We start from the raw sequence: 22,287 nt of genomic DNA on the forward strand, positions 1-22,287 counted from the left end.
AGCCCCCCACCCATGAGGACCAGTGAAAAGCCTGCCGTCAACACGGCGGGGTTGTCCGGCCCTGCCTCGCGCAAGCTCCCCGTGCCGCCCCGCGAACGCAAGCCCGCCCTGGCCGCTCTCGCCGTACTCCTGATCCTCGGCGGAGCGCTCGCCACGACGCTGCTCGTGCTGCGCAGCGGCGACCGGATCTCCGCGATCCGGGTCACCCAGCAGATCGGCGCTGGGCAGCAGTTCACCATCGAGGCGCTCGAAGAGGTGCAGATCGCCAATACCGGTCTCGACTTCGTCTCCTGGTCACAGAGGGGCGAGGTGACGAAGAGCTTCGCGGCCGTCACGATCGTGCCCGGCACCCTGCTGACCCACAACATGGGCGTCAAGGCCAGCAGCGAGCTGGTGCCCGGGAAGGCCAAGGTGGGCCTGGCCCTGAAACCTGGGCAGTTCCCGTCCGGCATCATCGCAAGCCATCGGGTCCAGGTGGTGTACGTCCCAGCCCGTACCGAACAGGCGGAAAGCCGCGTACTCGCACAGAGCGCGCTCGTCCAGAGCGTCAGTGACAGCGGCAGAACCGGCGGATCAGTCCTGCTCACCGTGATCGTCGACGCCGCGGCGGCGAAGACCATAGTCCAATACGCCTCCAGCGGTGAGATCGCCGTGGCCGACCTGCCCGGAGTAAGTTGACGTGGCGCTGATCGTACTGGCCGCCGACAAGGGCGCGCCGGGCGTGACTACCGCCGCGACGGCACTCGCGGCGGTCTGGCCGCGCCCCGTACTCCTCGCCGAGTGCGACCCCGCGGGCGGTGACGTCGCCTACCGGCTGCCCGCGGCCGACGGCGGCGTGCTCAACCCGGGCAAGGGCCTGCTCACGCTGGCCGCGACCGCCCGGCGCGGCCTGGAGCCCGCGCAGATCCACCAGCACACCCAGAAGATCGTCGGCGGTCTCGACGTGCTGGTCGGCCTCACCCACGGCGAGCAGGCGTCCGGGCTCACCTGGCTGTGGGGGCCGCTGGGCAGGGCGCTCGCCGCGATCCCCAACGCCGACGTGATCGCCGACTGCGGCCGCCTGGGCGCCCACCCGCAGCTGGGAGACCTGATGGCGCAGGCCGAGCAGGTGGTGCTGCTCACCAGGGCCACCCTCGACCACGTCGCCCACCTGCGCGAACGCCTGTCCATCACTAAGGCCCACGGTGTCGCCGTGATCGCCGACCCACGCAACTACCGCTCCTCGATCGACGACGTACGCAGGATCGTCGGCCCGAGCGTCAAGTTCGTCCACGGCCTCGCGCACGATCCCAAGGGCGCCGAGCTGCTGCGCGGCCAGTGGGGCGGGCGTCTCGACCGGTGCCTGCTCATCCGCACGGCGCGCGACCTCGCGGGCCGACTGGTGAGTCACCTATGAGCGGGTCGCCTATGAGCGGGTCGCCTATGAGCGGGTCACCCATGAGTGAGTCACCTATGACCCCAACGACACCTACGCATTTCGGTATGGCATTCAACCTCGCGAGGCCACCGGCACGTACAACCCCCCGGACCCGCCTCCTCGCGAGAGTGAGCAGCCAGTGATCGACCACTCCCTAGTCAAGCGCTTCCGCCAGGAGGTCGGCGACCGCCTGGCCCACCAGCGCCGGCTCGACCAGGTCAACGGTCTGGCGTCGATGACCGGCGAGGACGAGCGCCAGTTCGCCAGGGCGCTGATCTCCCAGGTCCTGGAAGAGCACGCGCGCAGCGAGATCGGTCTGGGCCGCACTCCTCCCACCGTCGAGGAGGAGGAGGCGCTCGCGGCCGGGATCCACGCGGCGCTGTTCGGTGTGGGCCGCCTCCAGCCGCTGCTCGACGACCCCGAGGTCGAGAACATCGACATCAACGGCTGCGACCGCGTCTTCGTCAGCTACGCCGACGGTCAGGAGCTCATGCGGGAGCCGGTCGCCGAGTCCGACGACGAGCTCATCGAGCTGATCCAGATACTGGCGGCCTACTCGGGCCTGTCGAGCAGGCCGTTCGACACCGCCAACCCCCAGCTCGACCTGCGCCTGCCCGACGGGTCGCGGCTGAGCGCGGTCATGGACGTCACGCTCAGGCCGGCCGTCTCGATCCGCCGCTCCCGGCTCGGCAAGGTGTTCATGTCGGACCTCGTGGGCAACGGCACGTTGAGCCCGGAGGTGGGCAGGTTCCTCAGCGCGGTGGTCGGCGCCCGCAAGAACATCATGATCGCCGGGTCCACGAACGCCGGTAAGACCACCCTGCTCAGGGCCCTGGCCAACGAGATCCCGCCGTACGAGCGCCTGATCACGGTCGAACGCGCGCTGGAGCTCGGCCTCGACCAGTTCCCCGAGCTCCACCCCAACGTCGTCGCCTTCGAGCAGCGCCTGCCCAACTCCGAGGGCCAGGGCGAGATCACCATGGCCGAGCTGGTCAGGAGGTCGCTCCGGATGAACCCCAGCCGGGTGATCGTCGGTGAGGTGCTCGGCGACGAGATCGTCACCATGCTCAACGCGATGACCCAGGGCAACGACGGCTCCTTGTCCACCATCCACGCCAACTCCAGCATGGAGGTGTTCAACCGCATCTCCACCTATGCTCTGCAAGCCGGCGAGCGGCTGCCGATCGACGCCACCCACATGCTCATCGCGGGTGCCATCGACTTCGTGGTCTTCGTGGAGAAGCGCAACGACTACAGCCGCGGCGGCACCCTGCGCCGCTACGTCTCCAGCATCCGCGAGGTCAACGGCTGCGACGGCCGCGTCCTGTCGAGCGAGGTGTTCATCCCGGGCGCCGACGGCTCCGCCACGCCGCACGCCCCCGTCTCCTGCCTGGAAGAGCTCGCCGCCCACGGATACAACCCCGGAGGCTGGCTGTGATCAACCTCGATCCGCTCGCCCTGCTCGCCGGCGCCCTCGTCGGCGGCGGGCTGTTCCTGTTCTTCCTCTCCCTGTACGGCATGCGCGTCCGCCCTGCCCGGCCCAAGCGCGAACTCGTCAAGACGCTCACCACCCGCACCGCGATCGCCGCGGTGTCCGCGACCCTGGTGCTGGTCGTGACCGGCTGGCCGGTCATGGCGGTGGGCACGGTGCTGCTGGTGTTCGCGTGGCGCGGCCTGTCCGGCGGCGCCGCCGAGGAACGAGCCGCGATGCGCCGCCTCGAAGGGCTGGCCGCCTGGACGGAGTCGCTGCGCGACACGATCGCCGGCGCGGCCGGGCTGGAGCAGGCCATCCCGTCGTCGATCAGGGCCGCCGCGCCCACGCTCAAACCGCACCTGCGCGCGCTGGTCGACCGCCTGCGCACCCGCATGGCGCTGCCGGAGGCGCTCGCGTTCTTCGCCGACGAGCTCGACGACCCCTCGGCCGACCTGGTGGTGGCCGCGCTGATACTCAACTCCAAGCTGCGCGGCCCCGGGCTGCGCGACGTGCTCGGGGCGCTGGCCGTGTCCGCTCGCGAAGAGCTCGACATGCGCCGCCGCGTCGAGGCCGAACGCCGCTCGACCAGGCGCAGCGTCCAGATCGTGGTGGTCACCGCGCTGGTCTTCGCCGGGCTGCTCGTCGTCTTCAACCCCTCCTATGTCAGCGAATACCGCGGCGTGCTCGGTCAGGCCGTGCTGGTCGTCGTGGCGGCGCTGTTCGGGGCCGGGTTCGCCTGGATGCGACGCCTGGCCCGCTTCGACAAGCCCACCCGCCTGCTCGCAGGAGGCAGCCATGGTTGAGGGCGTGCTGGCCGGCTCCGTGCTGGGCCTCGGCCTGTTCCTGCTGCTCCGGGCGCTGTTCCCGGCCCGCCCGGGCCTGGTGGCGCGGCTGCTGGCGATCGAGGCCGTCCGCGAGGACGCCGACGCGCCGCGCATCCAGCTCGTGCTGCCCGACGAGGAGGTCTCCGCCTTCCGCCGCGGCCTGGGCGTACGGCTGGCCCGCTTCTACCACGCGCGCGGCTGGGAGGTCCGGTCGGTCAAGGCCGACCTGGCGCTGGTCGGACGGTCGTTCGAGGGCTACCTGGCCACCAAGGCGCTGCTCGCGTCGGCCGGGCTGCTGGCCTTCCCGGTGCTGCTCGGCTGGCTGGCACTGATGGGCTGGGGCACGTCCCTGACCATCCCGTTCTGGTCCGCCCTGATCATGTCGCTGGTCTTCTTCTTCCTGCCCGACGCGCAGATACGGCGCGACGCGACGGCGAGGAGGCGCGACTTCAGGCACGTCGTCGGCGCCTTCCTCGACCTGGTCTCGATGAACCTGGCGGGCGGGCGCGGCGTGCCCGAGGCGCTGATGATGGCGGTCTCGATCAGCGGCGACCAGCCCAACTGGGCGATGTCGCGCATCCGCGATGCGCTGAGCGGCGCCCGGATCGTCGGCATCACCCCGTGGCAGGCGCTCGGCCAGCTCGGCGAGGAGATCAACGTCGACGAGCTGCGCGACCTGTCCGCCGCGCTCGGCCTGGTCGCCGACGACGGCGCCAAGGTGCGCGCCTCCCTCACCGCGCGGGCCGCCACGCTGCGCCGGCGCGAGCTGGCCGAGATCGAAGGCCGCGCCGGTGAGCGCTCCCAGTCCATGCTCGTCGCCCAGCTCCTGCTCTGCGCGGGCTTCGTGATCTTTCTGAGTTTTCCCGCCGCTATGAAGATGTTGGGGTCCTGATGAACCATCCCTGGGTTACCTACCTGCAGGCCTATCTCGGCGTACGTATCCACCGCGCCCGCACCGCCCCCAGCCGGGGCGCCTCGGCGGTCGAGTGGGTGATCATCACGGCGATCATCGCCGGGGTCGCCCTCGGGCTGGCCACCCTGATCAAGACGCTGGTCGAGCAGAAGCAGGGCGAGATCCAGACCAGCTTCGGGACCGGCGGGCGCACGTGACACCTGCCCGCCGAACGTCGGACGGGCTGAAGAACTCTAGGCGCGACCGCGGCGCCTCGGTGATCGAGCTCGCCCTGCTGATGCCGGTCATCCTGGCGGTCGTGCTGCTCATCGTGCAGGTGGCGCTCTGGTTCCACGGCCGCCAGGTGGCCGAGGCGGCCGCCCGGGAAGGCGCCAGGGTGGCCAGGTCGGCCCCCTTCGACTCGGGCGACTGGGAGGGCGCGGCCACCACCAAGGCCACCGACATCGTCCGCGCCATCGGTCCCCGCCTGCTCTCCAACGCGACGGCCACGACCGCGGAGAAGGACCCCGACGAGCGCTTCGTCACCGTGACCGGCAGCGCCGTACAGGTCATCCCGCTCCTGCCGGAGCTCACGTTCACGATCACGGCCACCTCGGGCGGTCCCGTCGAGTGCTTCCGCCCGGACGACGGGAGTGACGACTGCGAATGAGCCAGAACCGGCGGCGTGAGCGCGGCTCGATGGCCGTGGAGACGGTCATGCTGGCGCCCGTCTTCCTGCTGTTCCTGATGTTCCTGGCCGGAGCCGGCCGGCTGGTCGAGGCGCAGGGCGAGGTCAACGGCGCGGCGCGGGACGCGGCTCGGGCCGCGTCGGTGCGGCGCTCGTTCGACGCCGCCGGCGACGCGGCGGACCGGAGCGTCAAGGCCGCGCTCGACGGGCGGTGCCAGAGTCCGGCCGTGTCCCTCGACGGCTCCAAGTTCGAGGAGGGCGGCCAGGTACAGGCCGAGGTCACCTGCGAGCTGGACCTGGGTTTCCTGGGGTTCCCCGGCACCAAGCGGATGACCGGCATCTCGGTGGTGCCCCTGGAGCAGTTGAGGAGGACCGAATGAGCCGCCGCGACCGCGGGACGATGTCGGTCTTCACCGTGCTCTTCTCCGTGGCGGTGTTCCTGCTGGCGGGGCTGCTGGTGGACGGCGGCTCGGCGATCAACGCCCGGCTGCGGGCCGCCGACGTCGCCGAGCAGGCCGCGCGGGCGGGCGCCGACCAGGTCGACGTCGACCACCTTCACGAGACGGGCGAGGTCCGGCTGCTCGGCGACGGCCAGGTGTGCGACCGGGCCGACGAGGTGATCACGGCGGTGGCCAGCGGCGACGTGACCAGGGGCACGTGCGCCGTCGAGCCGGGCCAGGACGGTGTGACCGTGTCGGTGAAGGTGCGCTGGACGGCCTTCTTCCTGCAGGCCATCGGCTTCCCCGGCACCGAGATGGAGGCCGAGGCCACGGCCGGGCCACAGGCCAGGTGAGCCAGACCGATTCCGCTCACTCGATGGATCAGAGCAGGACCACGCAGGACCCTGAACACGAGAAGGGAGAGGCGATGCCGACGCGAGAACCCGCGCGTCCCGCGGGCCGGCCGCACGGGCCGGGGCAGGCGCCCGTGCGCATCCCGGCCAGGCGGAGCGTGGGCGACGTGCTGGGCGGCCTCGGCGCGCTCCTGGTGCTCGTGGCGATCGTCGGCGGCGTGCCGTACGCGCTGCTCACGTTCGCCGGGCCACCGATCTCTCCCGAACTGCTCGATCTCGACCTGCTCACCAGTCGCGTGGGGCCGAGCACGATCATGGCCGTGCTGGTGCTGTTCGTCTGGCTGGCCTGGCTGCAGTTCTTCGCGTGCGTTGTCGTCGAGGTGTACGCGGGCGTGCGCAAGGTGGGCATGCCCGCCAGGGTGCCGCTCTCCGGCGGGTCCCAGGCGCTGGCCAACAAGCTGGTCTCGGCCGTGCTGGTGCTGTTCACCGCCGGCGCCATGGTGGTGCCCATCGCGAAGCTGGCGACGCCGCCGCCCACCGCGCCGCCCATGACGACGGTCGCCTACTCCGCGCCGATCGTGGAGCAGCCGCAGGAGACGCGGCAGACCAAGAAGGTGTACGTGGTGCAGCCGCCCCACGGCCGACACCACGAGAGCCTGTGGGAGATCGCCGAGAAGTGCCTGGGCGACGGGCGCCGATACCCCGAGATCTACCGGCTCAACCAGCACAAAGAGCAGCCCGACGGCACCCGGCTGCGCATGGCCGACCTGATCAGGCCGGGCTGGGTGCTCGACATGCCCGAGGACGCGCGCCACGCCCACGTCGTACCGGTGAACCAGGCGCGGGCCCAGACGCTGAAGCAGCACCCGGCGGGCTCGCACAGCGGACACCGGCAGGTCACCGACGAGGTACGCCAGACCTCCAGCGTGAAACAGGGACCGGCGCACGAACGACGGGACACCCAGGGCACCAGAGCCGAGTCGGCGGCGGAGAGCTCCGGTGTCGACCTGGCCGACTACCTGGCCACCGCGTCGCTGGCCGCGGCCGGCCTGCTGATCGTGCTGGCCAGGCGGCGCCGTGAGCAGCTCTGGCGGCGGGCGTTCGGCCGCCGCATCACCAGGCCGCGCGACGACGCCGCCAAGGCCGAGGTCGCGCTCCGGCTGGGCGCCGACGCGCCGGGTACCCGCATCCTCGACATCGGGCTAAGGCTGCTCGGCGCCGAACTGGCCACGCAGGGCCGCACCCCGCCGACCGTCTACGCCGCCCATCTGTCGCCGCGCAACCTCGACCTGTGGATCCACCCGCCGGACGGCGACGCGCCCGAGCCGTGGATGGCCCAGGACGGCGGCCAGGTGTGGCGGCTGGCCGCGCACGAGGGCCGCCTGCTGGAGGAGCAGCCCGGCGGTGCGCCATACCCGGGGCTGGTCTCGATCGGCGCCGACGAGAGCGGCCGGGTACTGATCGACCTGGAGGCGGCGCAGGGCCTGATCAACATCCGCGGCCCGCAGACCACCGCGGCGCTCGCGGCGCTGGCCGTGGAGCTGGCCACCAACCGCTGGTCCGACCGGATGCGCATCACGCTCGTCGGCTTCGGCGACGAGCTGACCGCGATCGCGCCCGACCGGATCAGGGCCGTGGGCAGCCTGGCCGAGGCGCTGCCCGAGCTGGAGGCCACCGCCGCCCCGCGCCAGGAGGTGCTCACCGGGCGCATCACCGGCAGCCCGCGCGCCGCCCACTACCTGCTGTCCGCCGTGGCCCCCACCCATGAGGAGGCGCGCCGCCTGGCGCTGCTCGCCCGCAAGGACACCGCCGGATACGTGGTGACGGGCGACGTGCCGCACGCCACCTGGACCCTGGAGATCACAGACGACGGCAAGGCGAAGATCGCGGAGCTGGGCTTCGAGGTGACCGCCCAGCTGCTGCCGCGCCGCCATTACCAGGCGCTGATCGATCTCTTCCGTACGGCCGAGCAGCTCGACGGCGAGGTGCTGCCCGAGGCGGAGCCGCTGGAAGAGCTGGCGCCACCCGCGGTGGAGGTCAGGATGCTCGGCCCGATCGAGATCCTTGGCCGCGGCCCGCTCGAAGAGGGCCGGATGGCGCTGGCCACCGAGCTGCTGGTCTACCTGGCCACGCATCCCGGCGGCGTGCACCCCGTCGTCCTCGGCGGCGTCCTGTGGCCGCGCGGTGTGCAGCCCATGGTCAGGGACGCCACGATCGACCGGGTCGTCGACTGGGTGGGCCACGAACACCTGCGCACCGACGAGGCGGGCCGACTGCGCCTGGGGCCCGGCGTACGCACCGACTGGGCGCTCTTCCGCGAGCTGGTCCGCCGCTCGCACGGCGATCCGGCGGCGCGGTCCATGCTCCTGGAGAAGGCGCTGGGCCTGGTCAGAGGGCCGCTGCTGAGTGGGCGGCCGCTCGGCAGATACGCCTGGCTGGCGGGTGACGAGCTCGAGTACGACGTCGCGGCCGAGGTCGCCGACGCCGCCCACCGGCTGTGCGAGATCCGGCTGGCGCACGGCGATCCGGACGCGGCGGTCGCGGCCGTACGCGCGGCGCTGCTGCTCGCCACCGACGACGAGGGGCTCTGGCGTGACCTGCTGCGCGCCACGCACGCCACCGAGGACGTGGTACGGCTGCGCACGGTCGTCGAGGGGCTGACCCGGCGCGCGTCCTCCCACCCCTACGGCGGCGGGATGGCACCCGAGACCGAAGCCCTGATCGACGAACTACTGCCGTCGTGGCGCATCCACATAGTGAGGGAGTCGTCGGCATGAGGCGGATGACGGTAATGCTGGCGCTCCTGCTCGCGGCGGGCTGCGCCCCGCCCGACCGCCCGTACGTCCCCGGAGGCGTGCAGGCCTCCGCCACCGGCGGCACCGCCACCCGGCCCGCCCCCACCTCCTCCCAGAGCAAGACGGTCGAGGTCGGCGACGAGCTGAAGGTCAAGGTGGAGAAGGGGACGACGGCCAACGCGCTGCAACGGCTCTTCGCCGACTACTACGTCGAGCGATGGAAGGCGGTCCAGACCGGCGACAACCAGTACCAGCGCCACCTGGAGCCGCCGCTGATACCGCAGGCGGGCGAGTGGGTGCGCGGGTTCGCCGACCGGAAGGAGTCGGCGCGCGGTGTCGCGCGGCTCTACCGGCTGCGGATCACGTCGGTCATGGGCAAGGGAGCCCAGGTCGACACGTGCGTGGACGAGCGGGGCGTACGCCTCGTCTCCACGCCCACCGGCAAGGCGGTCGCGCCCCAGCCCGACTGGGTGCGCGCTCCTTACCTCCAAGCCGTGCTCGCGCATCGCGGCGACGACGGTGTGTGGCGGATCAGGGAATTCCGCCAGGACAAAGAAGGGTGCACCTGATGAATCCCCTGATCCCGGCGCTCGTCACTGGGCTGTTGCTGCTGTCCGCGCCCACTCCCCAACCCACCACGGGGGCCAGGACGACCGAGCAAGGCAGAACGAGGACCCTCATCCTCGAACACTCCACCATCACGGTCAGCGGCGACGTGGGCAAGGGCGGCAAGAGCGACGGATACCGGATCAAGCGCCCCTGCTGGTACGAGCCGGGGCTGTCCGCTGACGAGATGCTCAAGTTCCAGACGAACTCGAAGACCCAGTTCGCCAGGGTGAAGGCCGACGAGGACAGTTTCAATAAGTTCGTCCAGCAGTTCAAGGACAAGAAGGGGCAGCCGGGGCGCTGGTGGACGCCGGCCTACGACGCCTCCGACCCCAACGGCGCCACCTGCTGGGCCGGGCTCGAACTGTTCATCTTCGTGCCGCCGAACGACACGCCGCCCTCCGGCATCACGTTCGAGCAGCTGGCCGAGATCGCGCGGGCGGCGATCACCGTGCCCCAGCCGACGATCAAGCTGAGTCCGGACGCCAAGAGCTTCGTCAACCTGCCGACGTTCGTGTGGCTCGAAGGCATCGGCCGGCCGCGGCGTACGGCGACGGCGACGCTGCCCGGCGTCATGAGCGCGACCGTGGTCGCCACGCTCCAGAACATCAAGATCGACGCGGGCACGGGCAAGGACCGGGCCGAGGTGCGCGAACAGTGCGGCGCCACCGGCAAGCCGTACGCCAAGGGGGCCCAGTTCACCTGTGGCGTGCAGTATCTGCGCTCGTCGATCGACCAGCCGCGGCAGGTGTACCAGCTGACCGTGACGACCGTGTGGCCGGTGACGGTGGCGGGCGGAGTGCCGGTCCAGTTCGCGCCGGTCGAGGTGGGGGCGACCCGCGACGTGCCGGTGGGTGAGGTGCAGAGCAACGTCAGGCCATAGCTAGGCCCTCAGGCGATGACGGCGGCGAGCGGGGCGAGCTCCGGCAGCTCCGCCGCCTCCGCCAGCACCTCCTTGAGCACGGTGTCGTGCGTGGGGCTCGCCTGGGCGAGCAGCTCACGCCCCGCCGGGGTGACCTCGGTGTAGATGCCCCTGCGGTCGTCCTCGCACAGGTAGCGGGACAGCAGTCCGCGGTTCTCCAGCCGGGTCACCAGCCGCGTGGTGGCGCTCTGGCTCAGCACGACCGCGCGGGCGAGCTGCTGCATGCGCATGTGCCAGCCGTCCTGGCGCCCCAGCACGTCGAGCACGGTGTACTCGCTCACGCTCAACTCGTGCCCCTTCTGCAGCGCCCTCTCCAGCCGGTCCTCGATCCTGGCGTGCAGCGCGGCGAGCGTGCGCCAGCCCTGGGCGCGCGCCTCGACGGCGTCATCGGCGAGCGGCATGTGACACCTTCCAGACAAGCTTGTATGGTCAGTTAGTCGGCGCGTGCAAATAATGTCTACGCTGACTAACGTCGTCTGAGGAGTATTCTATGCCACTCGCCCTGTTCGCCCTGGCGATCAGCGCCTTCGGCATCGGCACCACCGAGTTCATCATCAACGGGCTGCTGCCGGACCTGGCCGCGGACTTCGCCGTCACTATCCCGGCGGCCGGTCTGCTCGTGTCCGGCTACGCCCTGGGCGTGGCCATCGGCGGGCCGCCGCTGACCATGCTCGGTGGCCGGTTGTCCCGCAAGACCATGCTGCTGTCGCTGATGGTGCTGTTCATCGTGGGTAACCTGCTCTCCGCGCTCGCGCCCTCGTACGGCGTGCTCATGGTCGGCCGGTTCCTGTCGGCGTTCGCGCACGGCGCCTACTTCGGCGTCGGATCCGTGGTGGCCGCCGACCTCGTCGCGCCGCAGAAGCGGGCCAGTGCCATCGCACTCATGTTCACCGGGCTGACCCTGGCGAACGTCCTCGGGGTGCCGCTCGGCACCTGGATCGGGCAGGCGTTCGGCTGGCGGGCGACGTTCTGGGTCGTGGTGGTCATCGGTGTCGCCGGCCTGGTCGGCGTGCTCGCCCTGGTGCCCGCCCAGCCGCGTCCCGAGGGCGGTGGCGTGCTGCGTGAACTGGTGACCTTCCGCAAGGGTGGGGTCTGGCTGGCGCTGGCCATGACCGTGTTCGGGTTCGCGCCCGTGTTCGCGGTGATCACCTTCATCTCGCCGATCATGACGAGCGTCGGCGGGTTCTCCCCCCGTGCGGTGCCGGTCGTGATGGCGCTGTTCGGGGTGGGTCTCGTGGTCGGCAACCTGATCGGCGGCCGGCTCGCCGACCGGGCCGTCATGCCGAGCATCTACGGCTCGGTGGCCCTGCTCACGCTGCTGGGTGTGGTGCTCGCGCTGGTGGCGGGGAACCAGGCCGCGTTCATCGTCACGATCATCCTGTTCGGGGTGGCCGCCTTCGCGACCGTGCCGCCGCTGCAGACCCGGGTCCTGGACGCCGCCGCGGGTGCTCCGACGCTGGCCTCCGCGGCCAACATCGGCGCCTTCAACCTGGGCAACGCGATCGGGTCGTTCGTGGCGGGGCTGACGATCGACGCGGGCTTCGGTTACACGGCTCCGGCCTGGACCGCCGCGCTGCTCGGCCTGACCGGGCTCGCGGTGGCGGGACTCGCCGGCCTGCAGGCCCGCCGCCATCTCGTCCCGGCCGCCTGACGACCCCGCTCGGGGGCCTGCGCGCATCGCGCCGGCCCCCGAGCTCAGCCGAACAACTCGTCCGCGCTCTGCGCGGTCACCGCCCTGACGGTCCAGCGGTCAAGCAGGCTCTGGTCCGTGCACGCCTGGATGCGGACCCGAGCCTCCTCGGGGATCGCGATGTGACGTGCGTCAAGGAATCCCAAGATGAGCTGGGCCGGCGTCCTGTCCGGCCCGCCCCTGTATTCGTGTGCTCCGGCCACCGACCAAATCGTACAGAGCGCTGCCGCTCCATGACGGGGAGTTGCTAGACCCGGCCGGATTCGTGGGCGAGCAGCCACTCCTTGACCGGCACGCCGTAGTAGTAGCCGCCGTAGCCGCCCGAGCCGGGCAGCACGCGGTGGCAGGGGACGAAGGGGGCGATCAGGTTCTGGGAGCAGGCCGACCCGGCCGCGCGGGCCGCCGTCCTGGGCAGGCCGGCACGTTCGGCCAGCTCGGCGTACGAGACCGTGGTGCCCGGCTTGACCTCGCGCAGCGCCTCGTGGAGGCGCTTGCGGGTGGGCGTGCCCGGCTGCTCGACCGGAACGGCGTCCAGCGCCAGGAGGTCGCCGGCCAGATAGTCGCGTACGGCCTGCGCGGCGGGGCCGAGGTCGTCGACCACGTCCAGGCCCTCGGCCTGCAACGCGGGTGACAGCCGGACGAACATGTCCGAGGGGTCGGCGGTGAAGCCGGCCGCGACCAGCACGCCGTCGCGGCACAGCAGGGACAGCGGGCCGGCGGGCGTCGGCAGGACCTGGGCGTCGATCATGAGGAACTCCAGAGATGCAGGGCGGCGTAGGCCCGCCAGGGCCGCCACCGCTCGATGTGGTCTTCGGGAATGCCCAGGCAGGCCATGCGCTTGTTGAGCACCAGGTCGCCGATGGGCCAGGCGTCGGGGTCGCGCAGCGCGCGCAGCGCCACATAGCTGGCGGTCCAGGGGCCGATGCCGGGGACGTCGAGCAGCTCCGCCACGGCCTCGGCCGGATCCTGACCGCCGTCCAGGTCGATCCGGCCCTCGGAGACGGCGATGGCCAGCTCCTTGAGCGTCGAGACGCAGCGGTTGGTGAGCCCCAGCTCCGAGAGGTCCGCCGCGAGCAACTCCGTGGCGGTGGGGAACAGGTGGGTCAGCCCAGGTGCCGGGCCCTCGACGGGCCGGCCGGCCCGCTCGACGATCCGGCCGAGCAGGGTGCGGGCCCCCGCGACGGAGATCTGCTGGCCCACGACCGCGCGTACGGCCAGCTCGAACCCGTCGAACGCGCCCGGCACCCGCAGCCCGGGCCGGGACTCGACGAGCCGGCTCAGCGAGGTCTCGGCCAGCGCGGTCGCGATGGCGTCGGGGTCGGCGTCGAGATCGAGCAGGCGGCGGCAGCGGGCCACGATGCGGGCCAGCTGCCGGGTGTCGGCCACGGCGACGTCGAGCGCGATGTGGCCGGTCTCGGGGGTGAGCGTGATCGTCCCGCCGGGCACCGCCCGGCTGTAGGACGTCGCGCTCGCCACCTCAAGGCCGGGGATCGCGCGCGAGGCCAAGAACGAGAACACGCCGTCCTTGTCGTACGGCTCCCGCCGGTGCAGGCGCAACCGGAGCCGCGCGGGCCCCGCCACGACCTCGACCGCCGGTGGCGCCGAGGCGGACAGGCCGCCCGCCGTCGCGCGGAGCTCGCTGGGCGTGAACCCGTACGTCTCCCGCATCGTCGCGTTGAACTGCCGCACGCTCCCGAACCCGGCCGCGAACGCCACCTCGGTGACCGGGAGCCGCGTCTCCGTCAGCAACTGCTTGGCGAGCAGCAGCCGCTTGGTCCGGGCCACCGCCAGCGGCCCCACGCCGAGCTCGGCCACGAACAGCCGGTGCAGGTGCCGCTCGGTGATGTGCAGCCGCCTGGCCAGCCCCGCCACGCCCTGCTCGTCGGCGGCCCCGTCGTCGATCAGCCGCAGCGCCCGCCCGATGAGGTCGCCGCGCAGGTCCCACCCTGGATCGCCGGGGGAGAGCTCCGGGCGGCAGCGCTTGCACGGGCGGAAGCCCGCCGCCTCCGCCGACGCCGCGTGCCGGTAGAACCGCACGTTGCGCGAGGCCGGCGTGCGGGCCGGGCAGATCGGCCGGCAGTAGATCCGCGTCGACGTCACCGCCGTGTAGAAGCGCCCGTCGAATCGGGCGTCCCGGGCTGAGACCGCCCGGTAGCAGGAGTCGAAATCGAGCTCAAGTGGTGACATGACAACGAGCGTATGCGTTCGCCCAGCCCCCCGACTGGCGGAAATCAGACCTGACCGTAAAAATGCTGGTCAGCAGGTCAAAGCCGCTGACCAGCGGAAATCAGACCTCACTTCGACGAAACGCCCACACCCAGGTCGAACTCCCGGTACACGCGCGCCCAGAACCCGTCACGCAGCCACACCCGCGCCTCGGGGAACGGCCGCAACGAGTGGCCGAGCTCCTTCTCCGCCTCGATGAGCAGCTCCGTGTCGATGACCGTCGGCAGGATCGGCCCCGGCAGCAGGTCGCGGATGTTGTCGCGGCCACGCGTGAGGATCCACTTCTGTGCCACGTGCTCGCCCACGTCCTCGACCCGTGGCCTGTTGGGCCCGAGCTTGGCCACCTGGCCGGGCTTGACGTGCGGTTTGACCGGCGCGCGCCCGGCGAACACCTGCGCGGGCGACGGAGCGGTGACCGGCGGGGCGACCGGAACGGGCTGCGGAGCACGGCTGAAAAAGGGCCTCAGGAAATCAGCAGTGATCACTTCCACGGTGTCGGACTCCCACACCAGGCGCTCGGCCTGGTTGGTGCCGTAAGGAGGCTCGACGCCCCACAAGTGGATGCGCACTCCGTACGCCTGCGCCGCCTCGACCGCGGGCACCATGTCCTCGTCTCCGGCGAGCAAGATCGTGTCGGTTACCGCATGGTGCCTGGCCAGCGCCTCCAGGTCACTCCTGATCTGCGCGTCCACGCCTTTCTGCTGGCCACGGGCGTTCAGGTTGCCAAGCCGCACCTTGACCCAGGGCAACTGGGCGATGACCCGCTGATCGACGGTGGGCACACGGTCACGAGCGGCGTCATACCAATAGATCCGCAGAAGTTCGCCAGATATACGTTCCAGCGCATGTTTCTGTAGACTCTGGATCAGCTCATCGGCGGCAACGCGATATTCTTTGCGCTCCTTGGCGCCCAGCAGCACTTCGCCTGCGGCAGCATAGAGATAACCGACGTCCACCAGGACGGCGTACTTCGCTGCCACAGCATGCGGCATGAGGTCTGGGATGGCCATGTGTCCTCCAGGCCGCGGTTAGTTGATCGGCTGACTATATACGCCTACTTTCTCTAGATAGTCCCAACTCCTCGAGAACTTGACACCCGATTCCCGGGATCTATCTAGGGTAGGGCGCTCATCCGCCAAGCCGACTTCCCCGGTACGACTGGCTTACGCATCGCTCTCGCAGGGTTTCGCCATGTTTGACTTCTCGGTGCGGCCGGCGGCTCCGGCGCGGACTGCCGGGTGGCGAGAACAGCCACAAGAGCGGCGATCTCCTCCGGCGTGGCGTCACCACGCACGATCCTCAAATGCGCGCTCATAGCGGGATGTTCCCATGCTTCTTCGGCGGCAGCGAGGCCCGCTTGTTCCGCAGCGCGCGCAGCGCCTTGACGACCTGGGCGCGCGTCTCGGCGGGCCTGATCACCGCGTCGACATAGCCGCGTTCGGCCGCGATGTACGGGTTGGCCAGCGTGTCCTCATACTCCGTCACCAGCCTGGCCCGCTCGGCGTCGGCGTCCTCGCCCGCCGCGGCCAGTTCGCGCCGGTAGAGGATGTTGACGGCGCCCTGCGCGCCCATGACCGCGATCTGCGCCGTGGGCCAGGCCAGGTTGACGTCCGCGCCCAGGTGCTTGGAGCCCATGACGTCGTACGCCCCGCCGTACGCCTTGCGGGTGATCACCGTGACGAGCGGCACGGTGGCCTCGGCGTAGGCGTAGAGGAGCTTGGCGCCGCGGCGGATGATTCCGTTCCATTCCTGATCGGTCCCTGGGAGGAATCCCGGTACATCGACAAAAGTCAGGATAGGAATATTAAAAGCATCACATGTTCGAATAAATCTGGCTGCCTTCTCGGAGGCGTTGATATCCAGACACCCGGCGAAATGCATCGGCTGGTTGGCCACGACGCCCACCGACTGCCCGTCCACCCGGCCGTAGCCGACCACCACGTTCGGCGCGAACAGCGCGTGGACCTCCAGGAACTCACCGTCGTCCAGCACGCGCTCGATGACCCGGTGCATGTCGTAGGGCTGGTTCGCCGAGTCCGGGATCAGCTCGTCCAGCTCGGGATCCGGTGCCAGGTCCGCGGCGCTCTCGAAGACCGGCGCCTCGTCCAGGTTGTTGGAGGGCAGGTAGGACAGCAGCGCCTTGACGTAGTCGAGCGCGTCGTTCTCGTCCGTGGCCTGGTAGTGGGCCACGCCGGACTTGGTGTTGTGCGTGTGCGCGCCGCCGAGCTCCTCGAACGTGACCTCCTCGCCGGTCACGGTCTTGATCACGTCCGGGCCGGTGATGAACATCTGCGACGTCTGGTCGACCATCACCACGAAGTCGGTCAGCGCGGGGGAGTAGACGTGGCCGCCGGCCGCCGCGCCCATGATGAGCGAGATCTGCGGGATCACGCCCGAGGCGTGCACGTTCCGCTTGAAGATCTCCGCGTAGAGCCCGAGCGCGACCACGCCCTCCTGGATGCGGGCGCCGCCGCCCTCGTTGATGCCGATGATCGGGCTGCCGGTCCGCAGCGCCAGGTCGAGCACCTTGACGATCTTCTCGCCGTAGACCTCGCCGAGCGAGCCGCCGAACACGGTCACGTCCTGCGAGAACACGCACACTTGGCGCCCGTCGATCGTGCCGTGGCCGGTGATTACGCCATCGCCGTAGGGCCGCCTGCTCTCCAGCCCGAACATCGTGGACCGGTGCCTGGCGAACTCGTCGAACTCCACGAACGAGTCCTCGTCGAGCAGCGCCAGCACCCGCTCCCGCGCCGTCATCTTGCCTTTGGCGTGCTGTTTGTCCACGGCCGCCGTGGAGCCGGCGTGCACGGCCTCGTCAAGTCGGCGTTCCAGGTCGGCGATCTTGCCTGCGGTGGTGTGGATGTCCGGTGGGTCCGGGATGGCCTCGGCAGCGCTCATGCGCGCAAGATTAACCCGCCTCCTAGAGTGGATCCATGACGGAGGCGGTTCACACGCACGGCCTTTTCAAGAGATTCGGCCCCCAGATCGCGGTGGCCGGCATCGACCTGGTGGTCCCGGCAGGCAGCTTCGCCGGGCTCGTCGGCCCCAACGGCGCCGGCAAGACGACCTCTCTCAGCATGATCACCGGTCTGCTCCGCCCCGACGGCGGCCAGGTCGAGATCGACGGCTTCGACGTGTGGCGCGATCCCGTCGCGGTCAAGGCCCGCATCGGCGTGCTGCCCGAAGGGCTGCGGCTGTTCGAGCGGCTGTCGGGCCGCGAGCTGCTCCTGTACAACGGCAGGCTGCGCGGCATCTCCAAGGCCGACGTCGCGCAGCGCGCCGAAGAGCTGCTGCACGTGATGGACCTGGCCGAGGCCGCCGACAAGCTCGTCGTCGACTACTCCACCGGCATGCGCAAGAAGATCGGCCTGGCGGCGGCGCTGCTGCACAACCCGTCCGTGCTCTTCCTCGACGAGCCGTTCGAGGGCGTCGATCCCGTCAGCGCCAACACCCTCACCGAGGTGCTCCGGCGCTTCACCGCGTCGGGCTCGACCGTCATCTTCTCCAGCCACGTGATGGATCTCGTCGAACGGCTCTGCGACTGGGTGTCGGTGATGAGCGCCGGGCACATCGTGGCCCAGGGCCCCCTGGAGCTGGTACGTGAGGGGCGCAGCCTCAACCAGGCCTTCCTGGAGCTGGTCGGCGGCTCGCGCGACAACGGCGACTCGGGCCTGTCCTGGCTCGGCCGGGGCAAGGAGGAGCCGGCGTGAGCACGGTCGCGCTCTTCGCCCAGCTCAAGCTCCGGTTGCTGATCGGCAACCTGCGCGGCGACACACAGCGCAAGCTCGGCTTCATCTTCACGCTCATCATGTCGGTGTTCGTGAGCGTCATCGGCTTCCTGCTCATGAGCCTGCTCCGGCTGGCCTCGCCCGACGCGGCCGCGTCGATCGTCGTCGTGGTGTTCTCGCTCATGCTCATCGGCTGGATGATCGTGCCGCTGCTGGCGTTCGGCCTGGACGACACGCTCGACCCGGCGCGGCTGTCGCTGTTCCCGCTGCCCACCCACCGGCTCGCGGTCGGCATGTTCACCGCCTCCGCCACCGGCGTCTGGCCGCTGGCCACGCTGATCGTCACGACTGGCGCCCTGGTGGGGCTCGCCACCGGAGTCGGCGGCGTGCTGCTCGGGATCGTCGCCGTGCTCCTGCAGTTCGCGCTCTGCCTGGTCGCCTCCAGGCTGGTCACCACCGCACTGTCCAGCGCGCTGCGCACCCGGCGCGGCCGGGACGTGCTGGCCGTGGCCGCGATCTTCGTCGTCCTGCTCGCGCAACTGCCGAACCTCGTGCTCAACGGCAACATCGGCGACCCGGCGGCGATGCTGCGCGGGGCGGCGGCGGTCCTCCGATGGACGCCCTCGGGCATGGCCGCCCACGCGATGGCCGACGGCGGCCTGACCGGCCTGGCCGAGCTCGTCGGGGTGGCCCTCGTGGTGGTCGTGGCCGGCTGGCTGTGGATCAAGGCGCTGAGCCGGGCCCTGGTCACGCCCGACGCCTCCACCCGCGCCGTCTCCGTACGCCGGGAAAGCGGGCTGATCGACCGGTTCCTGCCGGACGGGCCGCTGGCCGCAGTGGTCACCAAGGAGCTGAAGTACATCCGGCGCGAGCCCCGCTCCCGGGTCGGCTGGTTCTCCTCCGTCGTGGTGGCCGTCGTGCTGGGCTTCTCGGTCACCCGTTCCCTGGAGACCGGGACGTGGCTGCCGATCCTGCTCACCGCGTCGGCCGGGATGATGATCGCCCTGCAGTCGGCCAACTCGTTCGGCATCGACGGCCGCTCGCTCTGGATGAACGCCGTCGCCACCGGCTCCGAGCGCGGCCTCAGCACCGATCTGGCCGGGCGCCACCTGGCCGGCGCGATGATCGCGACGCCGCTGCTCATCCTGATCGCCACCGTCGCCGGACTGCTCGCCGGCCACCCGGAGGGGATCGCCCCGGCGGTGCTCACCGGCCTGGGGGCGCTCGGCATAGGGTACGGCGTCGGCTCCGTGACCAGCGTCGTCATCCCCTACACCGTGCCCGACCGGATGAACGCCTTCACCGGGGCCGCGCCGGGCCAGGGCGGGCAGGCGTTCGTCTCCGGCATGGGCGCGCTGCTGGGCGTCAGCGCCCTGTCGCTGCCGTTCGTGGTGCCGCTGTTTTTCGGGCTCTACTGGGTGTCCGTGCTCGCGCCGTTCTACGGGCTGCTGGCCGAGGCGCTGGGGCGGCGGCTCGGCGCGAAGATCGGTTACGCCCGGCTCCCTGAGCTGCTCGCCGCGGTGTCCCAGGCCACCTGATCAATGGTCTAGTCCAATACGTGAGACCGCCTTACGGTCTTTCGGGGCTTGTGGATACCTTTGAAGCATGATTGACCAGGGGATTGAGCGTCGCAGTGCCGCGGTCACCGAAATGCCCGATGAGCTGCGTCAGGACGTGCGATTGCTCGGCAAGCTGCTCGGGCAGGTGATCGCCGAGCAGGGTGGCGAGGATCTGCTGGCCGACGTCGAACGCTTGCGTAAGGCCGTGATCGCCGCACGCAGGGGCGAGGTCACCGGCGACGAGATCACGGCCATGGTCGCCGAGTGGGAGATCGACCGGGCCGTGCAGATCGCCCGCGCGTTCACCTGTTACTTCCATCTGGCCAACCTGGCCGAGGAGCACTACCGCATCCGCATCCTGCGCGAGCGTGACGCCGAGGGCCGGGTCGAGCGGGAGTCGCTGGCGCAGGCCGTACAAGAGCTGGGCGACGAGCGCGTCACCGAGCTGGTCAAGGGGCTGGAGCTGCACCCGGTCCTGACCGCGCACCCCACGGAGGCGCGCAGGCGCGCGGTCGTCACCGCGATCCAGCGGGTCAGCGGCCAGCTCACCGAGTACAACGCGGCCGGTCGCGGCGCCTCCGAACGCGCCGAGAGCCGGCGCCGGATGCTGGAGGAGATCGACCTGCTGTGGCGTACGGCCCAGCTGCGCTCCACCAAGCTCGACCCGCTCGACGAGGTACGGACGGCCATGGCCGCCTTCGACGAGACGCTGTTCCGCATGGTGCCGCAGGTCTACCGCTCCCTTGACGCGGCGCTCGGCGAGGGCACCGGCACCCGGCCGCCGCTGGCCAGGCCCTTCATCCGCTACGGCAGCTGGATCGGCGGCGACCGCGACGGCAACCCCAACGTGACCGCCAAGGTCACCCGCGAGACCGTCCAGATCCAGTCCGACCACGTGCTGACCGCGCTGGAGACGGCCTGCACGCGCATCGCCCGCACGCTCACCCCGGCCGAACAGTTCGCGCCGCCGTCGCCGGAGCTCAGGACGGCGCTGGCCGCGGCCGTCGACGCCCACCCCGAGGTGGTCTCGGTGATGGCCACCCGCTCGCCGAGCGAGCCGCACCGGCAGTGGCTGCTGTTCGTGGCCGCCCGCATCGCCGCCACCCTCCGCCGCGACCTCGACCTCGCCTACCGCGCACCGGCCGAGCTGCTCGCCGACCTGCGCCTGGTCCAGGACTCGCTCGCCGAGCACGCCGCCCGGCAGGCGTACGGCGAGCTGCAGCACCTCATCTGGCAGGTCGAGACGTTCGGCTTCCACCTGGCCGAGCTGGAGGTACGCCAGCACTCCGAGGTGCACGCGGCGGCGCTGGCGGAGATCAGGGCGGGCGGCGAGCTGTCGGAGCGCACCGAGGAGGTGCTGGCCACGATCCGGGTCATCGCCTGGATCCAGGAGCGGTTCGGCGTCACGGCCTGCTCCCGCTACGTCGTCTCCTTCACCCGCTCCGCCGCCGACATCGCCGCGGTCTACGAGCTGGCCGAGCACGCGCTCGGCCGGCGCGCGCCCGTGCTCGACGTGGTGCCGCTGTTCGAGTCGGGCCAGGACCTGGCCAACTCCCCGGCCGTGCTGTCCGGCATGCTGGAGCTGCCCCAGATGCGCGAGCGGCTGGCCGCCACCGGCAGGCGCATGGAGATCATGCTCGGCTACTCCGACTCGGCCAAGGAGCTCGGCCCGGCCGCCGCGACGCTCCGCCTGTACGAGGCGCAGGAGCAGCTGACCGCCTGGGCGGTGGAGCACGACGTCAAGCTGCGCATGTTCCACGGCCGGGGCGGCGCCCTCGGCCGTGGGGGCGGCCCGGCCAACCGCGCGGTGCTCGCCCAGGCGCCCGGCTCGGTCGCCGGCCGCTTCAAGGTCACCGAGCAGGGCGAGGTCATCTTCGCCCGCTACGGCCACATCGCCATCGCCCGCCGGCACCTGGAGCAGGTCACGAACGCGGTGCTGATGGCCTCCTCGCCGTCGATCGGCTCCCGCACCGCCGCCGCGGCCGACCGCTTCCGCCCGCTCGCCGAGAAGGTGGCCACGGCCTCGGAGCAGGCGTACCGCTCGCTCACCGAGGACCCCGGCTTCCCCGAATGGTTCGCCCTGGTCAGCCCGCTGGAGGAGATCGGCTCCCTGCGCCTCGGCTCCCGCCCCGCCCGCCGCGGCCTCGGCGCTCCCCGCTCGCTCGACGACCTGCGCGCCATCCCCTGGGTCTTCGCCTGGGCCCAGACCCGGGTCAACCTGCCCGGCTGGTACGGACTGGGCAGCGGCCTGGCCTCCGTGGCCTCGCTCGACGAGCTGAAGGCCGCCTACGCCGAATGGCCGCTGTTCAACGCCCTGCTCGACAACGCGGAGATGTCGCTGGCCAAGACCGACAGATCGATCGCCGAACGCTACCTGGCGCTCGGCGGCCGGGACGACTTCGCCCGCCAGGTCCTGGAGGAGTACGACCGGACCCGCACCCTGGTGCTGCAGGTCACGGGCCACACCCGGCTGCTGGAGAACCGCAAGGTCCTGTCCCGCGCCGTCCAGCTCCGCGACCCGTACGTGGACGCCCTGTCCCACCTGCAACTCCGCGCCCTGACGGCCATGCGCACCGGCACCCCGTCCGACCGGGAGCGCGAGCGCCTGTCGACGCTGCTCCTGCTCTCGGTCAACGGGGTGGCGGCCGGCCTGCAGAACACCGGCTGAGA

At 71.0% G+C, this 22,287-nt stretch carries 23 protein-coding genes; 16 read left to right on the forward strand and 7 right to left on the reverse strand.

Features of this window, described 5'->3' with window-relative positions; translation table 11 throughout:
• The first annotated feature begins 12 nt into the window (after positions 1–12).
• The 12 genes from KME78_RS51460 (at position 13) to KME78_RS51515 (ending at position 10,372) form a co-directional block, all read left to right on the forward strand.
• Entirely contained in the window at positions 13–678 is a 666-nt protein-coding gene (locus KME78_RS51460; protein WP_219537353.1) for a hypothetical protein, read from the forward strand.
• Between the two features lies 1 nt (position 679).
• Positions 680–1,396 (forward strand): CpaE/TadZ family protein, encoded by a 717-nt coding sequence (locus KME78_RS51465; protein ID WP_219537354.1) that lies wholly within the window; start codon positions 680–682, stop codon positions 1,394–1,396.
• Between the two features lie 160 nt (positions 1,397–1,556).
• Positions 1,557–2,855, forward strand: coding sequence for a TadA family conjugal transfer-associated ATPase (locus KME78_RS51470; RefSeq protein ID WP_308127444.1), 1,299 nt, complete (start codon positions 1,557–1,559; stop codon positions 2,853–2,855).
• Positions 2,852–3,694, forward strand: coding sequence for a type II secretion system F family protein (locus KME78_RS51475; protein WP_219537355.1), 843 nt, complete (start codon positions 2,852–2,854; stop codon positions 3,692–3,694). Before KME78_RS51470 ends, KME78_RS51475 begins: the two co-directional genes overlap by 4 nt.
• Positions 3,687–4,607: a type II secretion system F family protein gene (locus tag KME78_RS51480; protein WP_219537356.1), complete on the forward strand. Its 921-nt coding sequence runs from the start codon at positions 3,687–3,689 to the stop codon at positions 4,605–4,607. The genes KME78_RS51475 and KME78_RS51480 overlap by 8 nt, the downstream gene beginning before the upstream one ends.
• A complete protein-coding gene (locus KME78_RS51485; RefSeq protein ID WP_219537357.1) occupies positions 4,607–4,825 on the forward strand; it encodes a hypothetical protein in 219 nt (72 codons plus the stop codon). The genes KME78_RS51480 and KME78_RS51485 overlap by 1 nt, the downstream gene beginning before the upstream one ends.
• A gap of 59 nt (positions 4,826–4,884) precedes the next feature.
• Positions 4,885–5,277: a TadE family protein gene (locus KME78_RS51490; RefSeq protein WP_308127445.1), complete on the forward strand. Its 393-nt coding sequence runs from the start codon at positions 4,885–4,887 to the stop codon at positions 5,275–5,277.
• Positions 5,274–5,675: a TadE/TadG family type IV pilus assembly protein gene (locus KME78_RS51495; protein WP_246654237.1), complete on the forward strand. Its 402-nt coding sequence runs from the start codon at positions 5,274–5,276 to the stop codon at positions 5,673–5,675. The genes KME78_RS51490 and KME78_RS51495 overlap by 4 nt, the downstream gene beginning before the upstream one ends.
• Complete coding sequence (locus tag KME78_RS51500; protein ID WP_246654242.1) at positions 5,672–6,088, forward strand: TadE/TadG family type IV pilus assembly protein; 417 nt, start codon at positions 5,672–5,674, stop codon at positions 6,086–6,088. The genes KME78_RS51495 and KME78_RS51500 overlap by 4 nt, the downstream gene beginning before the upstream one ends.
• Positions 6,089–6,162: 74 nt before the next feature.
• Entirely contained in the window at positions 6,163–8,865 is a 2,703-nt protein-coding gene (locus tag KME78_RS51505; protein WP_246654247.1) for a BTAD domain-containing putative transcriptional regulator, read from the forward strand.
• Positions 8,862–9,452 (forward strand): hypothetical protein, encoded by a 591-nt coding sequence (locus tag KME78_RS51510; protein WP_219537358.1) that lies wholly within the window; start codon positions 8,862–8,864, stop codon positions 9,450–9,452. Before KME78_RS51505 ends, KME78_RS51510 begins: the two co-directional genes overlap by 4 nt.
• Entirely contained in the window at positions 9,452–10,372 is a 921-nt protein-coding gene (locus KME78_RS51515; RefSeq protein ID WP_246654251.1) for a hypothetical protein, read from the forward strand. Before KME78_RS51510 ends, KME78_RS51515 begins: the two co-directional genes overlap by 1 nt.
• Before the next feature lie 8 nt (positions 10,373–10,380).
• Here KME78_RS51515 and KME78_RS51520 read toward each other — a convergent pair whose 3' ends face one another.
• Entirely contained in the window at positions 10,381–10,812 is a 432-nt protein-coding gene (locus tag KME78_RS51520; RefSeq protein WP_219537360.1) for a MarR family winged helix-turn-helix transcriptional regulator, read from the reverse strand.
• Between the two features lie 89 nt (positions 10,813–10,901).
• Here KME78_RS51520 and KME78_RS51525 point away from each other — a divergent pair, with 89 nt between their 5' ends.
• On the forward strand, positions 10,902–12,062 hold the full coding sequence (locus KME78_RS51525; RefSeq protein ID WP_219537361.1) for an MFS transporter: 1,161 nt from the start codon (positions 10,902–10,904) through the stop codon (positions 12,060–12,062).
• A 44-nt stretch (positions 12,063–12,106) separates the two neighbouring features.
• Here the strand turns inward: KME78_RS51525 and KME78_RS51530 are convergent, their stop codons facing one another.
• The 6 genes from KME78_RS51530 to KME78_RS51555 all read right to left on the reverse strand — a co-directional run bounded on the left by KME78_RS51530 (position 12,107) and on the right by KME78_RS51555 (position 17,228).
• Positions 12,107–12,304: a hypothetical protein gene (locus KME78_RS51530; protein ID WP_219537362.1), complete on the reverse strand. Its 198-nt coding sequence runs from the start codon at positions 12,302–12,304 to the stop codon at positions 12,107–12,109.
• Positions 12,305–12,348: 44 nt separating this feature from the next.
• Entirely contained in the window at positions 12,349–12,849 is a 501-nt protein-coding gene (locus KME78_RS51535; protein WP_219537363.1) for a methylated-DNA--[protein]-cysteine S-methyltransferase, read from the reverse strand.
• Complete coding sequence (locus KME78_RS51540; protein WP_219537364.1) at positions 12,846–14,288, reverse strand: Ada metal-binding domain-containing protein; 1,443 nt, start codon at positions 14,286–14,288, stop codon at positions 12,846–12,848. The genes KME78_RS51535 and KME78_RS51540 overlap by 4 nt, the downstream gene beginning before the upstream one ends.
• A 107-nt stretch (positions 14,289–14,395) precedes the next feature.
• Complete coding sequence (locus tag KME78_RS51545; protein ID WP_219537365.1) at positions 14,396–15,337, reverse strand: NYN domain-containing protein; 942 nt, start codon at positions 15,335–15,337, stop codon at positions 14,396–14,398.
• A gap of 104 nt (positions 15,338–15,441) precedes the next feature.
• Positions 15,442–15,642 (reverse strand): acyl-CoA carboxylase subunit epsilon, encoded by a 201-nt coding sequence (locus KME78_RS51550; protein WP_219537366.1) that lies wholly within the window; start codon positions 15,640–15,642, stop codon positions 15,442–15,444.
• Positions 15,639–17,228, reverse strand: a complete 1,590-nt coding sequence (locus tag KME78_RS51555) for an acyl-CoA carboxylase subunit beta (protein WP_219537367.1) — start codon at positions 17,226–17,228, stop codon at positions 15,639–15,641. The genes KME78_RS51550 and KME78_RS51555 overlap by 4 nt, the downstream gene beginning before the upstream one ends.
• 35 nt (positions 17,229–17,263) lie before the next feature.
• Between KME78_RS51555 and KME78_RS51560 the strand changes: the two genes are divergently transcribed.
• The 3 genes from KME78_RS51560 to KME78_RS51570 all read left to right on the forward strand — a co-directional run bounded on the left by KME78_RS51560 (position 17,264) and on the right by KME78_RS51570 (position 22,285).
• Entirely contained in the window at positions 17,264–18,040 is a 777-nt protein-coding gene (locus KME78_RS51560) for an ABC transporter ATP-binding protein (RefSeq protein ID WP_219537368.1), read from the forward strand.
• The gene (locus KME78_RS51565; protein WP_219537369.1) at positions 18,037–19,596 is read left to right on the forward strand and encodes a hypothetical protein; all 1,560 of its coding nucleotides are present in this window, start codon (positions 18,037–18,039) and stop codon (positions 19,594–19,596) included. The genes KME78_RS51560 and KME78_RS51565 overlap by 4 nt, the downstream gene beginning before the upstream one ends.
• 67 nt (positions 19,597–19,663) lie before the next feature.
• Positions 19,664–22,285 carry a phosphoenolpyruvate carboxylase gene (locus KME78_RS51570; protein WP_246654265.1) on the forward strand — a complete coding sequence of 874 codons (2,622 nt, stop codon included), beginning with the start codon at positions 19,664–19,666 and terminating at the stop codon, positions 22,283–22,285.
• Positions 22,286–22,287 lie beyond the last annotated feature (2 nt).

The sequence above is a fragment of the Nonomuraea guangzhouensis genome (genome assembly GCF_019396345.1).
Taxonomy (GTDB): Bacteria; Actinomycetota; Actinomycetes; order Streptosporangiales; family Streptosporangiaceae; genus Nonomuraea; species Nonomuraea guangzhouensis.